This is a genomic window from Streptomyces sp. HUAS TT7 (assembly GCF_051550175.1).
In the GTDB taxonomy this organism is placed as follows: domain Bacteria; phylum Actinomycetota; class Actinomycetes; order Streptomycetales; family Streptomycetaceae; genus Streptomyces.
Map to the genome: position 1 here is coordinate 659,118 of NZ_CP196175.1, position 13,231 is coordinate 672,348.

The following is a 13,231-nucleotide window of genomic DNA, read 5'->3' on the forward strand; positions in this document are numbered from 1 at the left end:
GAACTGGCCATCGCCGCACGTCAGTTGACCCGCAAGGCAAAGCACACGGAATGAATTGGCCTAGACCCTTGACCGGTCGTTGGTCCAGACCAATCATGGGGCGTCCGCACCCTTCTCTCACCCCCGTCGGAGAGCCCCGATGAGACGTCCGAGATCCGTCCGCGCTCTGCTCGCCACGCTCAGCACCGTCGCCGCGTCCGCCGGCCTCGTCATCGGGGCCGGCGGCGCCGCGCACGCCGCGGCCCCGCTCCCCGCGCACGTCTTCGCGCCGTACTTCGAGGCGTACTCCTCCGACAGCCCCGCCGATCTGGCGCAGAAGTCGGGAGCCAAGTACCTCACGATGGCGTTCGTGCAGGCCGACGCCAAGGGCTCCTGCACCCCGTACTGGAACGGCTCGACGAGCCGGCCGATCTCGTCGTCCGTGTTCGGCGCCGACATCTCCACCATCCGCTCGCGCGGCGGCGACGTCATCCCGTCCTTCGGCGGGTACGCGGCCGACAACGGCGGCACCGAAATCGCCGACAGCTGCACCAACGTGGACTCGATCGCGGCCGCGTACGAGAAGGTCATCACCACCTACGACCTCTCCCGGCTCGACATGGACATCGAGGACAACTCGCTGACCAACAAGGCGGGCATCGACCGCCGCAACCAGGCGATCAAGAAGGTGCAGGACTGGGCGGCGGCCAACGGGCGCTCGGTGCAGATCTCCTACACCCTGCCCACCACCACGGGCGGGCTCGCCGACAGCGGGCTCGCGGTGCTGAACAGCGCGGTCAAGTACGGCGCGAAGGTCGATGTCGTGAACATCATGACCTTCGACTACTACGACGGCGCCACGCACAACATGGCGAACGACACCCAGACCGCCGCCACGGGCCTTTACAACCAGCTGGCCTCCCTGTACCCGGGCAAGTCGTCCGCCCAGCTGTGGGGCATGGTCGGCGTGACCGAGATGCCCGGCATCGACGACTACGGCCCGGCCGAGACGTTCACCACCGCGGACGCGACCGCCGTCTACAACTGGGCCACCTCCAAGGGCATCAACACCCTCTCGTTCTGGGCCCTCCAGCGCGACAACGGCGGCTGCCCCGGCACCGGCGGGCAGGACACCTGCTCCGGCATCGCCCAGGACCCGTGGTACTTCAGCCACACCTTCGAGCCGTTCACCGGGGGCGGCGGACCGGTCCAGGACGACTTCTCGGTGGCCGTCGCGCCCGGCTCGGCCTCGGTCGCACCCGGCGGCTCCACCACGGCCACGGTGAGTACGGCGGTGACCTCCGGCAACGCCAAGTCCCTCGCGCTCACCGCCACCGGCGCCCCCGCCGGAGTCACGGCGACGCTCAGCCCGAGTTCCGTCACCGCAGGTGCCTCGGCTCAGCTCACGGTCGGCGCGGCCGCTTCGGCAGCGCCCGGAACGTACCCGATCACCGTTACGGGCACGGCGGGCACGCTCGCCCACTCGACAACCTTCACACTCACCGTGACCGGTTCCGGCGGCAACCCCGGCGCGCTGGTCAACGGCGGCTTCGAGAGCGGCTCCCTCGCGCCGTGGACCTGCGACAGCGGCGCCGGTGTGGTGTCCAGCCCGGTGCACGGCGGCTCGTACGCGCTGAAGACCGCGCCCACCTCCGCGCAGACCGGCGAGTGCACGCAGACGCTCACCCTGGCCCCCAGCACCAAGTACACGCTGAGCGGTTGGGTCCAGGGCAGCTACGCCTACCTCGGGGTGCGCGGCGGCGCCACCGGCAGCACCTGGACGAGCTCCAGCGGCTGGTCCAAGCTGACCGTGCCGTTCACGACGGGCGCCTCGGGCACCGTGACCGTCTACCTGCACGGCTGGTACGGGCAGGACGCGGTGTTCGGGGACGACCTCTCGGTCAGCTGAGCCGTTCCGCACGCCGCGGCCTGCACCAGAACCCATTGCCCGGAGGCCTATTCACGGGGGTGTCACCAGCCCTTTTTGTGGAAGGCGAGGGCTGCGACCGTCTTGATGACAGCGGGGAATCGGGTGAGGGGGCCGCGATAGCGGGTGGCGAGGACCTTCCAGTCCTTGAGGTGTGCGATGGCACGTTCGACGGCGGCGCGGAGGGTGTTGATGGACCGGTTGGCTTCGTTGTCTCCCGCGGAGCGTTCCCGGCCCGGTGGCTTTCGTCGTCCGGTATGCATCCCGGTACCGAGGTAGCCGAGGTCCCCGAGCTTCTCCCGTTCCGCGAACGCTTCGGGGAAGTGGGACTGGCCCCAGGCGAACGTGTCGTGCCGCGAGCCGGGCACCGGCTCGGAGACCGCGAGGAGGTCCCCGGCGAGCGTGGCAGCGATCTGGAGGTTGAAGCCGGTGTCACGGTGCTTGCCCGAGAACATTTCTCGTGCCCTCACTCGCCCAGTCCCAGGTCGTGACGAGCGTCCCGTCGATCAGATCGATCCGGCCGGCCGACGCCTCGGCGGGGCCCGGGACGTGTCCGGCCAGGACCTTCTCCACCACCGGCAGCAGGGTGTTCCACCGCCTGGAGACGGTGGCCTGGCTGACCCCGAACAACTCGGCCGCGACCTCCTGGACCGGGTTCTGCCGCAGCAGGAACAGCACCAGCACCACGGACTTGTACAGCCCCAGCGACCACATCCGCCCGGGTACGACCGGCGGGTCCGGCTCCCCGACGAGCACCCGATGCACATGGGCCACCAGCCCATCGAGTTGATCTGCTTCCAGCCCCGTCGTAACGTTCCAACTCAACGGCCCTGCCCCGGTACTCGCTTGATGTCGTGGAACACACCAAGCTACCGAGCAGGGCCGCCCTCATGATCGACAAGACCCCCGTGAATAGGCCTCCCGCAGTCGTCTTTCCACTTCAACGTTCCGATCGGTCATAAGTAACGGACAGCTGCGCCCAAAACCGGTTCTGCACCGGTCACCGGCGGGGCGGGCTACTTCCCGCACTTGCCGCGCGAAGCCCGCCGGGAGAGCGCGACCGCCGCCGTCCCCGTGACGAGCGCGCCCGCGCTCAGCCCGCCGAGCAGGAGCGAGGCCTTCGAGTTGGCGCCGGTGTGCGCGAGGCGCGCCGGGGCCGTCGACGGGGACGGGCTCGTCTCCGGCGCGGTCTCCTCCGGCGGAGTGGTCGTCTCCGTCGGCGTGGTGGTGGTCTCCTCGGGCGGGGTGCCGGTCGGGTACGACGGCAGGGTCGGCGTCCAGGTGGCCGGGGGAGTGGTCGGGTGGCTGGCCGGCGGGTGGCCGTGCGGCGGGGTGCTGGTCGACGGGGTGCTGGTCGACGGGGTCGGGGTGGACCAGGACGTTTCGGCCGGGGCCGGGGGCTCCTCCGGCGTGGTTTCGGACGGTGTCGGCGCCGGCCAGGCCTGAGGGCTGGTCGGTGTCGGTGTCGGTGTCGGCCAGGCCTGAGGGCTGGTCGGTGTCGGTGTCGGTGTCGGCCAGGCCTGAGGGCTGGTCGGTGTCGGTGTCGGTGTCGGCCAGGCCTGAGGGCTGGTCGGTGTCGGTGTCGGCCAGGTCTGGGCGCCTGTCGGGGGGGAGGTGGGCGTGTGCTCCCGGGGTGGGGGCGTGTCGGTCGAGACCGGCGACCACGGCGGCGTCTCCTGGCCGTAGCCGTGCTCCTCATGGCCGCCGTAGCCGTACTCCTCGTGCCCGCCGTAGCCGTACTCCTCATGGCCGCCGTAGCCGTACTCCTCGTGCCCGCCGTAGCCGGATGGCTCTTCGCCCCACTTGGCGGCGACGGCGCGCCGCCCGTGGTGCTGCGGCGGAGCGGCCTCGGACCGGTGCGGCCCGCTGTGCTGCCGGGGGGCGGCCTCGGGCCCATTGTCGTGATGCTGCCGGGGGGCGGCCTCGTGCCCTTTGCCCGAGTCGTGCGCCCTGCCCGAGCCGTGAGTCCTCCCTTCCCCGTCGCCGGAGGGGAGGACGCGCTCGACGTGCGGCGAGCCCGGGTCGGGATGGCCCTCGGCGTATGCCGCGTAACCCGTGCCCAGCGCGGAGACCAGACCCACGACGAGAGCGGCTCGCCCTGCGGGACCCTTGAACTTGTACATGCCTGCGCCCCTTCAACAGGAAAACCGGAGGGTGATCAAATGCTGATAGGCATAATTGGGATCAGCGCCGACGCGGCCCCCTGGACCACGCGAGCCGCAGCCGACAGACAACCCGTCCGGCGTAGCCCTCACCCCCACACGGCGCAACCCGCGCCCCAAGGAGATGCCGTCGGTCACCTCGCGCGATAGACGCGGGCCGCCTCCGGATTGCCGCCGCGCTCCCACACGCCGTGTGGGCAGTAGTCGGTCAGGGTCCAGGAGTGCGGGAGGCCTATTCACGGGGGTCTTGTCGATCATGAGGGCGGCCCTGCTCGGTAGCTTGGTGTGTTCCACGACATCAAGCGAGTACCGGGGCAGGGCCGTTGAGTTGGAACGTTACGACGGGGCTGGAAGCAGATCAACTCGATGGGCTGGTGGCCCATGTGCATCGGGTGCTCGTCGGGGAGCCGGACCCGCCGGTCGTACCCGGGCGGATGTGGTCGCTGGGGCTGTACAAGTCCGTGGTGCTGGTGCTGTTCCTGCTGCGGCAGAACCCGGTCCAGGAGGTCGCGGCCGAGTTGTTCGGGGTCAGCCAGGCCACCGTCTCCAGGCGGTGGAACACCCTGCTGCCGGTGGTGGAGAAGGTCCTGGCCGGACACGTCCCGGGCCCCGCCGAGGCGTCGGCCGGCCGGATCGATCTGATCGACGGGACGCTCGTCACGACCTGGGACTGGGCGAGTGAGGGCACGAGAAATGTTCTCGGGCAAGCACCGTGACACCGGCTTCAACCTCCAGATCGCTGCCACGCTCGCCGGGGACCTCCTCGCGGTCTCCGAGCCGGTGCCCGGCTCGCGGCACGACACGTTCGCCTGGGGCCAGTCCCACTTCCCCGAAGCGTTCGCGGAACGGGAGAAGCTCGGGGACCTCGGCTACCTCGGTACCGGGATGCATACCGGACGACGAAAGCCACCGGGCCGGGAACGCTCCGCGGGAGACAACGAAGCCAACCGGTCCATCAACACCCTCCGCGCCGCCGTCGAACGTGCCATCGCACACCTCAAGGACTGGAAGGTCCTCGCCACCCGCTATCGCGGCCCCCTCACCCGATTCCCCGCTGTCATCAAGACGGTCGCAGCCCTCGCCTTCCACAAAAAGGGCTGGTGACACCCCCGTGAATAGGCCTCCAGAACCCATTGCCCGCTGTCGAGCCCCGTGAGAGCATCAACGTTCAACGGTCCGCCTCCTTTCGTTTGCGCTTCGCAACGTAAATGAAGGAATGCGGGCCGTTGACATGTCAACAGTTTTGAGAAATCCACCAAGATCTGCGAATAGCAGGTGCCATTTGATGTACACAACAGAGCCAACAGAAGCCTGCATCGAAGATGCGAGCAATATCTTGGTTGCGCCTTCGATGTTGCATGACAATGACTTGGTCAGGGACTTCTTCGGGTCCACCATCACGCCAGAGGACCTTGCTTCTGGTTCGCCCAACCTCGCGCAGAAGACCGTTTACCTGTGTGGCGATGTATCCGAGATCAGCGGCCGCCAGCTGCATGCGGCTAACCGGGTATTCGTTGTCCGGGAGCTATCACACGGTTACGACGAGAACGTCGACAAACCATGGGCCCCCGTCGACCTCGGCCGAGTCCCCCTCCGCGTACACGGCGTCGGCGTGTACTACCGCCGCTTTTTCGGACTCGGCGACGATCACTTCGGGCGGATCCGTGCAGAGCACACGTTCCAGTCCCTGACGGAGTCGACCAAACCTGGAACAGCCCATCGCAGCGGAATCTATCTGACGCCGGTCACACGAAATGGTGATGAGCTGCATTTCCGCCTGCTCCGGTGCTCCACGAATCTCTCGGGGCCGACCGAGAGCTTTCGCCCGACCGATACGAGCATCGTCGAGGCTCTGAACCGCGAGGCCGCCGCCATCTTCCGGAATCAGGCGCCGCTCAATCACGTCCTCGCTCAGATCTACCACAACAACCGTGCCACGACCGAGCGCAAGCAGTCCAAGGCCAAGATCTCGGCCCATGCCGACAAGACCAAGGACATGCCTGCCAATGGCATCATGGCTTTCTGCACCTTCTATGACCGGCTCGAAAGATTGCAGCCCCTGGCCGAAGACGCCTTCGACTATGGCGTGAAGGGTGTGAGCGGGCTGACCAAACTCCACTTCCGCCTCAAGGAGCCGACCGAACAACGCGACGGGGTCTCGCTCCCCGCGCAGTTCACCCTGACTCTCCACCCCGGCTCCGTGTTCTTGATGCCGCTGTCTACCAACCGCCTGTATACGCACGAAATCCGGCCCTCGGCGTTGGGCGCCGAGTTGCTCCCGACCCGCCTGGGATACGTGGTGCGCTGTTCGAGCGCCGAAGCCGTTCACAAGAACGGCCACACGTTCCTCAAAGTGGGCGGAAATTTGGTGAAGCTGGGACCTGCCACGCCAGCCGGCATGGACGAGCTGCGCAGGCTGTACGCCGAGGAGAACAGGACCTCGTCCTTCATTGACTACGGCGACAAATTTCTCTTCAGTATGAACACGGGAGACTACGATGCCCCCCCGAGTCTAGGATCTCGGATGAGATCCTCTCGTACGCTTTGCCGACCGAGGACAATCTCTTTGCGGAGCTGTCCGCGTCGGCTTATTTGGAAGACGTAGGAAAAGGCCGGCGAGGCGCCACGCTGACCAAGGTCGACGAGGCGGGCGATGCGCCTCTCGTACGTACTACCACTCGATACGGCAGTCCGACGCAGCGTTTCCGGGCGGTGCACGAACGGCTGGCACAACAGATTCAAGAACGTGCGGCGCTGTCGGTCGGCTTCAACAACGCTCTCATCGAGAGCTACACGAACGCTTACACCACCATGGGCAGCCACTCCGACCAAGCCCTCGACCTGGCCAACGAGTCGTTCATCGCCGTCTTCTCCTGCTACCAAAACCCCGAAGCGAGCCCGCCGAGAAAGCTGATCTTCGAATCTAAGGGGTCCGGTGGTGAGAAGTTCGAGATTCCCCTCGCCCACAACAGCGTCATTGCCTTTTCTGTCGACTCGAACCGGCGACTCAGGCACAAAATCGTTTTGGACGCGCCCGTGCTGGCGGCTGACAACCAATGGTTGGGTGTGACGTTTCGAACGTCAAAGACCTTCGTCCGGTTCCGCGACGGACATGCACACCTCCCGCAGGGTGCGGGCCTCACGTCTGCCGACGATGAGCAGAGGCGAGAGTTTTACCAACTACGGCGCCGTGAGAACAATGAAACGGACTTCGTCTACCCCCTGCTGACGTACACCATCAGCGAGAGCGATCTCATGCCGCCCGTCTGACCGTACGCCGCGCGGCGTAGCCAGAAGTCGCGGGTCTCCTCCGTCCACTTGCGCTCGACCGCCGTCAGCCCGTCCGTGGTCAACCCGGGCAGTGCCTGCACGAGCGTTGGCCCACCGCGTGACCGGGCGACTGCCCACCTCGACCGGGACGACGAGGGCACTGGCGAATGACGCGGCGTCAGGGTGCGAATCGCGTCGTGATCAATGATCACCGCAGCTTGCGGGGCGGGTGCCCGTATGGGGGGCCCGGCAATGTGCGGCTGCGCCGTGTGGACGCGACTGAGCGGAGGCGTTGCAGGCAAGCAGCCGCGGGACCCGAGGGCCCCGGCCGCGTGCCCGCCGGGATGGCGTGTCAGACCACGGCGAGCCGGTCCACCAGTAGCTCCACCCTCGGCCCGGCGTCCTCCGGCAGCAGTCGTCCCGCCCGGGTCAGGGTCGCCAGGCCGTGCAGCGACGCCCAGAACACCTCGGTGAACAGCCCCGGGTTGACGCCGTCCCCGGCGACCCCGCCGAAAGTCTCCATCAGGGCGGCGAAGGCGTCCTTCAGCGGGGCGGGGGTGTCCTCAACCGCGTACGGCAGCCCGTTGTCGAGCAGGAAGATCGCGTCGTAGAGCGCGGGATTGCGCTCGGCGAAGTCGAGGTAAGCGCGGGCCAGGGCAGCGACTTGGGCGCGCGGGCCGTCCACGGCCGCGGCGGAGGTCGCGACCCGCAGCGCCGCGGCCATCTCGGTGGCGCCCTGCAGGGCGACGGCGCCGATGATCTCGCGCTTGCCGCGGAAGTGGCTGTAGAGGACGGGCTGGCTGTATTCGATGCGCTCGGCGAGCCGGCGGGTGGTGACCGCGTCCCAGCCCTGCTGCTCGGCGAGTTCGCGGGCCGTCGCCACGATGAGGCGCTCGCGGCCCGCCCGTTCACGTTCCTTGCGTTCCTGTACCGACATGGTTCGATCCTAGCACCGCTAGACATTCAAGCGGCAGCAGTACTAGCGTTGCCTCAACGGCTAGCAGTACTAGATTCCGAGAGGGTCACCATGCTCAACGCACTCGAGGTCGTCACCACCGTGGTCTTCGGCGTGATGGTGGGGGTGGAGTTCTCCGTCGCCTTCGTCATGAACCCCATCCTCAACACGCTTCCCGAGGACAGCGGCCAACTCGGCCACGCTCACGGGGGCCGGATGCTCGGCGCCGTGATGCCCGTCTGGTACATCGGCTCGCTCGCCCTGGTCGCGGTCTGGGCCGTCGCCGGATGGCACAGCGACGGCGCCGGCCTGGTCGTCACCGCGGGCGCACTGCTGATCCTCACCGTGGCCATGTCGCTCCTGCTGCTCGTCCCGATCAACAACCGGAACAAGACGTGGACCCCCGAGAACCGGCCCGCCGACTGGAAGGACCAGATGAACCGCTGGGACCGCTGGCACTACGCCCGCGTCGCCCTCCTCATCGCCGCCTTCGCCCTGCTGGCCGCCGCCCTCGCCTGACCCCGCGGACCGGCGCCGCGCAGGCGACGCACACTCCCCGGGCGCCGGCAGGCCGCCGACATCCCAACATCCGGGAATGCAGCTGCCGCTCGGCTCACACAACTGCGATCCCGACAAACACGTCCCGCGATCAGCCGCGTCCGCGCGGCCTGATCAGCCCCCACACGACTCAGCAAGCTCCACGAAGCTCACCAAGCCGACGAAGACTCGCGAGGAGAAGAACCATGTCGCTGAAGAAGATCAACACCGTCCTGGCCGCTGCCTTCATCCTCTTCATCCTCTGGTTCGGGACGGAGTTCATCCTGAGCCCGGAGACGACGGCGCCGGGCTTCGGCCTGCCGAGCCGGCCGTCCGGTGACGGCGGCGGTTTCCTGATCATCAAGGGAATCCGCGACGTCGTCCTGGCCCTGGTCCTGGGCATCCTGCTGGTGACCGGCCACCGCCGGGCGCTGGGATGGGTGCTGCTGACGGAGGCCCTCGCCGCGTACGGCGACATGACCACCGTGCTGGCCCACCACGGCTCCGTGGTCACCGCGCTCGGTGTCCACGGCCTCACCGCGACGCTGATGGTGGTCAACGGCCTGCTGATGATGCGCGAGACCCGCAAGGTCATGGCCGCTCCGGCGACGCCCACACCGCAGCCCGCCTGATCCCGTCGGTCCCAGGTTGCCCGGACCCCGGCCGGGCCGAGGGCGACATCATCGTCCGCCCGCTGCCCGACCCCACCGAGGCTCCCGAGCCCTCGACTCCCGGCGCCCCTTGCTGACGATCTGTAGCACGACACGACGCTTCGGCAAACCTGATACTCCGTCAACTTACTGGCCAGGAGCCTCCTATCCGCTCCCCCGCCCCGGACTTACTCTCAAGTCACCTCAGTTCCTCCTCGCATCCCCCCACCATCGAATCCGTTCGACCGAGGAGTCCCCCCATGGCAATACGCAGCTCCCGCGCGCTCATCCTGCTCGCTCCAGCCGCAGCGGCCACCCTCGTACTCGGCGGCACGACGGGCGCGAGCGCCCTGTCGGACGCCGGACCGACCACGGTTTCACCGGCCGGCCACTCCTTCACGGCCCAGCTGACCGGTCAGGCCACCTTCAAGGCCGGGTCCACCACCATGACCTGTACGGTCTCGGCGTCCGTCCCCACCACGGGCGCCAACAACCAGGTCCCGGCCGCGCCCGGCAACCACAACGACGCGGGCGCGGTCTCCGCACCCATCAACCCGCCCACGTTCAGCGGCTGTTCGACCAGCATCGGCGGGGTGAGCGTGACCGCCAGCAGCAACGCCGACAACGGCTCCTGGAGCATTTCGGCCCAGAACGGCACACCCGTCACTGCCGGGCTGACCATGCCCAAGGGCGGCTTCGTCCTCAAGACCAGCGGACTGGCCGCCTGCACGATCACCGCCTCACCCACCGGCCCCACCACGGTCCCCGGCACCTGGACCAACGGCGCTCCCTCGTCACTCGCCATCGCCGACGCCCCCGTACCTGCGACGGTGACCGGCGGTTTCCTGTGCCCGACGGGCGACCAGTCGGCCACCTTCTCGGCCACGTACAACGTCATCGACACGACCGATTCGGGGCAGCAGATCACCGTAACCGAGTGACGAGCCACGGCAGTTGAGCGCGCCCCCCGGATCACCGGGGGCGCGTTCTCCATGCGAGCGGGGGTGCGTCAGCGGCCCACCTTCTTCGCCTTCCGCGTCGCCCGCAGCCACTCCTTGTTCATGGCCGCGATCGACGGCAGCGGGATGCCCTTGGGGCAGGCCGTCGCGCACTCGCCGGTCAGGGTGCAGCCGCCGAAGCCCTCGTCGTCCATCTGGCCGACCATGTCCAGGACCCGGGTCTCGCGTTCGGGAGCGCCCTGCGGCAGCACGTTCAGGTGGTTGATCTTGGCCGAGGTGAACAGCATCGCCGAGCCGTTGGGGCAGGCCGCCACACAGGCGCCGCAGCCGATGCACTCGGCGTGCTCGAAGGCGGAGTCGGCGTCCGGCTTGGGGACCGGGGTGGCGTGTGCCTCGGGGGCGGCGCCGGTCGGGACGCTGATGTAGCCGCCGGCCTGGATGATCCGGTCGAACGCCGAGCGGTCCACCACCAGGTCCTTGACCACCGGGAACGCCGAGGCGCGCCACGGCTCGATGTCGATGGTGTCGCCGTCGCTGAACGACCGCATGTGGAGCTGGCAGGTGGTGGTGCTTCCCCAAGCTCTCGAATCCGCTTGAGCAGGGGAGACCCCATTGGGGCCGTGGGCGTCGCCGTTGATGACGAGCGAGCAGGCGCCGCAGATGCCCTCGCGGCAGTCGTGGTCGAAGGCGACCGGCTCCTCGCCCTTGAGGATGAGCTCCTCGTTGAGCGTGTCGAGCATTTCGAGGAACGACATGTCCGTCGAGATGCCGTCGACGTCGTAAGTGGCCATGGCGCCGGGCGAGTTGGCGTTCTTCTGGCGCCAGACGCGCAGGGTGAGCTTCATGCGTAGCTCCGCTGAGTGGGGTGGACGTACTCGAAGACGAGGTCTTCCTTGTGCAGGACGGGAGCCTCGCCGGTGGCCTTGAACTCCCAGGCGGCCGCGTACGAGAACTCCTCGTCGTGGCGTTCGGCCTCGCCGTCCGGGGTCTGGGACTCCTCGCGGAAGTGGCCTCCGCAGGACTCGGCGCGGTGCAGGGCGTCGAGGCACATGAGCTCGGCGAGCTCCAGGTAGTCGACGATGCGGTTGGCCTTCTCCAGGGACTGGTTGAACTCCTCGCCGCTGCCCGGCACCTTGATGCGGCGCCAGAACTCCTCGCGGATCTGCGGGATCCGGTCGAGTGCCTTGCGCAGGCCCGTCTCGGTGCGGGCCATCCCGCAGTACTCCCACATGAGTTCGCCGATCTCGCGGTGGAAGGAGTCGGGGGTGCGGTCGCCGTTCACCGAGAGGAGCAGGTTGATGCGGTCCTCGGTCTCGGCGACGGCTTCGGCGACCGCCGGGTGCTCGTCGGTGACGGGCTCCTGGTGCGGGTTGCGGGCGAGGTAGTCGTTGATGGTCGAGGGAAGCACGAAGTAGCCGTCGGCGAGGCCCTGCATCAGCGCGGAGGCACCCAGGCGGTTGGCGCCGTGGTCGGAGAAGTTGGCCTCGCCGATCGCGAACAGACCGGGGACCGTGGTCTGGAGGTCGTAGTCGACCCAGAGTCCGCCCATCGTGTAGTGGACGGCGGGGTAGATCCGCATGGGTGTCTCGTACGGGTCCTCGGCGGTGATCCGCGCGTACATGTCGAAGAGGTTGCCGTACTTCGCCTCGACGGCCGCCCGGCCCATCCGCCCGATGGCGTCGGCGAAGTCGAGGTAGACGCCCTGCCCGCCGGGGCCGACGCCGCGCCCCTCGTCGCAGACGTTCTTGGCGGCGCGCGAGGCGATGTCGCGTGGGACCAGGTTGCCGAAGGAGGGGTAGATGCGCTCCAGGTAGTAGTCGCGCTCGTCCTCGGGGATCTCGGCTGCCGGGCGGGTGTCGCCCTTGGCCTTGGGCACCCAGATGCGGCCGTCGTTGCGCAGCGATTCACTCATCAGCGTGAGCTTGGACTGGTGCTCGCCGGTGCGCGGGATGCAGGTCGGGTGGATCTGTGTGAAGCAGGGGTTGGCGAGGTACGCGCCGCGCCGGTGGGCCCGCCAGATCGCCGTGGCGTTGGAGTTCATGGCGTTGGTGGAGAGGTAGAAGACGTTGCCGTATCCGCCGCTGGCGAGGACGACGGCGTCCGCGAAGTACGTGTCGATCTTCCCGGTGACGAGGTCGCGGGCCACGATGCCGCGCGCCTTGCCGTCCACCACGATCAGGTCGAGCATTTCGGTGCGGGCGTGCAACTCGACGTTCCCGGCGGCGATTTGGCGCGAGAGGGCCTGGTAGGCGCCGAGCAGCAGTTGCTGGCCCGTCTGGCCCCGGGCGTAGAAGGTGCGCGAGACCTGGACGCCGCCGAAGGAGCGGGTGTCGAGGAGCCCGCCGTACTCGCGGGCGAAGGGCACGCCCTGGGCCACGCACTGGTCGATGACCTCGACGGAGATCTGGGCGAGCCGGTGGACGTTGGACTCGCGGGCGCGGAAGTCGCCGCCCTTGACGGTGTCGTAGAAGAGCCGGTGGATGGAGTCGCCGTCGTTGCGGTAGTTCTTCGCGGCGTTGATGCCGCCCTGCGCGGCGATCGAGTGGGCGCGGCGCGGCGAGTCCTGGAAGCAGAACTGGACGACGTGGTAGCCCTGTTCGGCGAGTGTGGCCCCCGCCGAGCCGCCCGCGAGCCCGGTCCCGACCACGATGACGGTGTGCTTGCGGCGGTTGGCCGGGTTGACCAGCTTGGCCTCGAAGCGGCGGGTGTCCCAGCGCTCGGCGATCGGCCCCTGGGGCGCGCGGCCGTCGGCGACCGGGTCGCCGAGCGTGTAGTTGGTGTACGAGGTCATG

Annotated in this window: 14 protein-coding genes and 1 pseudogene; 8 read left to right on the forward strand and 7 right to left on the reverse strand. The window is 68.2% G+C overall.

Translation table 11 applies throughout. The features are described from left to right. Positions 1-139 precede the first annotated feature (139 nt). Entirely contained in the window at positions 140-1,888 is a 1,749-nt protein-coding gene (locus ACSHXC_RS03140) for a glycosyl hydrolase family 18 protein (protein WP_438290043.1), read from the forward strand. Positions 1,889-1,950: 62 nt separating this feature from the next. Here the strand turns inward: ACSHXC_RS03140 and ACSHXC_RS03145 are convergent, their stop codons facing one another. The 3 genes from ACSHXC_RS03145 to ACSHXC_RS03155 all read right to left on the reverse strand — a co-directional run bounded on the left by ACSHXC_RS03145 (position 1,951) and on the right by ACSHXC_RS03155 (position 4,029). Continuing rightward, the gene (locus ACSHXC_RS03145) at positions 1,951-2,361 is read right to left on the reverse strand and encodes a transposase family protein (RefSeq protein WP_438290044.1); all 411 of its coding nucleotides are present in this window, start codon (positions 2,359-2,361) and stop codon (positions 1,951-1,953) included. Beyond that, positions 2,339-2,680, reverse strand: a complete 342-nt coding sequence (locus ACSHXC_RS03150) for a helix-turn-helix domain-containing protein (protein ID WP_438290045.1) — start codon at positions 2,678-2,680, stop codon at positions 2,339-2,341. The genes ACSHXC_RS03145 and ACSHXC_RS03150 overlap by 23 nt, the downstream gene beginning before the upstream one ends. A gap of 242 nt (positions 2,681-2,922) precedes the next feature. Then, a complete protein-coding gene (locus ACSHXC_RS03155; RefSeq protein ID WP_438290046.1) occupies positions 2,923-4,029 on the reverse strand; it encodes a hypothetical protein in 1,107 nt (368 codons plus the stop codon). Positions 4,030-4,442: 413 nt separating this feature from the next. Here ACSHXC_RS03155 and ACSHXC_RS03160 point away from each other — a divergent pair, with 413 nt between their 5' ends. The 4 genes from ACSHXC_RS03160 (at position 4,443) to ACSHXC_RS03175 (ending at position 7,338) form a co-directional block, all read left to right on the forward strand. After that, positions 4,443-4,784, forward strand: coding sequence for a helix-turn-helix domain-containing protein (locus ACSHXC_RS03160; RefSeq protein WP_438290045.1), 342 nt, complete (start codon positions 4,443-4,445; stop codon positions 4,782-4,784). Beyond that, positions 4,762-5,172, forward strand: coding sequence for a transposase family protein (locus tag ACSHXC_RS03165; RefSeq protein WP_438290044.1), 411 nt, complete (start codon positions 4,762-4,764; stop codon positions 5,170-5,172). Before ACSHXC_RS03160 ends, ACSHXC_RS03165 begins: the two co-directional genes overlap by 23 nt. A gap of 181 nt (positions 5,173-5,353) precedes the next feature. After that, positions 5,354-6,673 (forward strand): hypothetical protein, encoded by a 1,320-nt coding sequence (locus tag ACSHXC_RS03170; protein WP_438290047.1) that lies wholly within the window; start codon positions 5,354-5,356, stop codon positions 6,671-6,673. Further along, positions 6,613-7,338, forward strand: coding sequence for a hypothetical protein (locus ACSHXC_RS03175; RefSeq protein WP_438290048.1), 726 nt, complete (start codon positions 6,613-6,615; stop codon positions 7,336-7,338). Before ACSHXC_RS03170 ends, ACSHXC_RS03175 begins: the two co-directional genes overlap by 61 nt. On the opposite strand, the pseudogene ACSHXC_RS03180 reads toward ACSHXC_RS03175, so the two are convergent. Continuing rightward, positions 7,320-7,445, reverse strand: a pseudogene (locus tag ACSHXC_RS03180) (epoxide hydrolase); the annotation flags it as partial. The gene ACSHXC_RS03175 and the pseudogene ACSHXC_RS03180 sit on opposite strands and share 19 nt — an antisense overlap. Positions 7,446-7,690: 245 nt before the next feature. Next, positions 7,691-8,275 carry a TetR/AcrR family transcriptional regulator gene (locus ACSHXC_RS03185; RefSeq protein ID WP_438290049.1) on the reverse strand — a complete coding sequence of 195 codons (585 nt, stop codon included), beginning with the start codon at positions 8,273-8,275 and terminating at the stop codon, positions 7,691-7,693. 90 nt (positions 8,276-8,365) lie between these two features. Here ACSHXC_RS03185 and ACSHXC_RS03190 point away from each other — a divergent pair, with 90 nt between their 5' ends. The 3 genes from ACSHXC_RS03190 to ACSHXC_RS03200 all read left to right on the forward strand — a co-directional run bounded on the left by ACSHXC_RS03190 (position 8,366) and on the right by ACSHXC_RS03200 (position 10,421). Further along, positions 8,366-8,812 carry an anthrone oxygenase family protein gene (locus ACSHXC_RS03190; RefSeq protein WP_438290050.1) on the forward strand — a complete coding sequence of 149 codons (447 nt, stop codon included), beginning with the start codon at positions 8,366-8,368 and terminating at the stop codon, positions 8,810-8,812. Positions 8,813-9,036: 224 nt separating this feature from the next. Further along, positions 9,037-9,462 (forward strand): DUF4267 domain-containing protein, encoded by a 426-nt coding sequence (locus tag ACSHXC_RS03195; protein ID WP_438290051.1) that lies wholly within the window; start codon positions 9,037-9,039, stop codon positions 9,460-9,462. 278 nt (positions 9,463-9,740) lie between these two features. Beyond that, positions 9,741-10,421, forward strand: a complete 681-nt coding sequence (locus ACSHXC_RS03200) for a hypothetical protein (protein WP_438290052.1) — start codon at positions 9,741-9,743, stop codon at positions 10,419-10,421. A gap of 68 nt (positions 10,422-10,489) precedes the next feature. Here the strand turns inward: ACSHXC_RS03200 and ACSHXC_RS03205 are convergent, their stop codons facing one another. Both ACSHXC_RS03205 and ACSHXC_RS03210 read right to left on the reverse strand, forming a co-directional pair. After that, complete coding sequence (locus tag ACSHXC_RS03205) at positions 10,490-11,284, reverse strand: succinate dehydrogenase/fumarate reductase iron-sulfur subunit (RefSeq protein WP_438290053.1); 795 nt, start codon at positions 11,282-11,284, stop codon at positions 10,490-10,492. Continuing rightward, positions 11,281-13,230, reverse strand: coding sequence for a fumarate reductase/succinate dehydrogenase flavoprotein subunit (locus ACSHXC_RS03210; protein WP_438290054.1), 1,950 nt, complete (start codon positions 13,228-13,230; stop codon positions 11,281-11,283). Before ACSHXC_RS03210 ends, ACSHXC_RS03205 begins: the two co-directional genes overlap by 4 nt. Position 13,231 lies beyond the last annotated feature (1 nt).

Excerpts from the sequence above, each read along its gene's own strand:
- ACSHXC_RS03140 (WP_438290043.1), top strand. The coding sequence starts at position 140 with ATGAGACGTCCGAGATCCGTCCGCGCTCTGCTCGCCACGCTCAGCACC.
- ACSHXC_RS03145 (WP_438290044.1), bottom strand. The coding sequence starts at position 2,361 with ATGTTCTCGGGCAAGCACCGTGACACCGGCTTCAACCTCCAGATCGCT.
- ACSHXC_RS03155 (WP_438290046.1), bottom strand. The coding sequence starts at position 4,029 with ATGTACAAGTTCAAGGGTCCCGCAGGGCGAGCCGCTCTCGTCGTGGGT.
- ACSHXC_RS03165 (WP_438290044.1), top strand. The coding sequence starts at position 4,762 with ATGTTCTCGGGCAAGCACCGTGACACCGGCTTCAACCTCCAGATCGCT.
- ACSHXC_RS03170 (WP_438290047.1), top strand. The coding sequence starts at position 5,354 with ATGTACACAACAGAGCCAACAGAAGCCTGCATCGAAGATGCGAGCAAT.
- ACSHXC_RS03185 (WP_438290049.1), bottom strand. The coding sequence starts at position 8,275 with ATGTCGGTACAGGAACGCAAGGAACGTGAACGGGCGGGCCGCGAGCGC.
- ACSHXC_RS03190 (WP_438290050.1), top strand. The coding sequence starts at position 8,366 with ATGCTCAACGCACTCGAGGTCGTCACCACCGTGGTCTTCGGCGTGATG.
- ACSHXC_RS03195 (WP_438290051.1), top strand. The coding sequence starts at position 9,037 with ATGTCGCTGAAGAAGATCAACACCGTCCTGGCCGCTGCCTTCATCCTC.
- ACSHXC_RS03200 (WP_438290052.1), top strand. The coding sequence starts at position 9,741 with ATGGCAATACGCAGCTCCCGCGCGCTCATCCTGCTCGCTCCAGCCGCA.
- ACSHXC_RS03205 (WP_438290053.1), bottom strand. The coding sequence starts at position 11,284 with ATGAAGCTCACCCTGCGCGTCTGGCGCCAGAAGAACGCCAACTCGCCC.
- ACSHXC_RS03210 (WP_438290054.1), bottom strand. The coding sequence starts at position 13,230 with ATGACCTCGTACACCAACTACACGCTCGGCGACCCGGTCGCCGACGGC.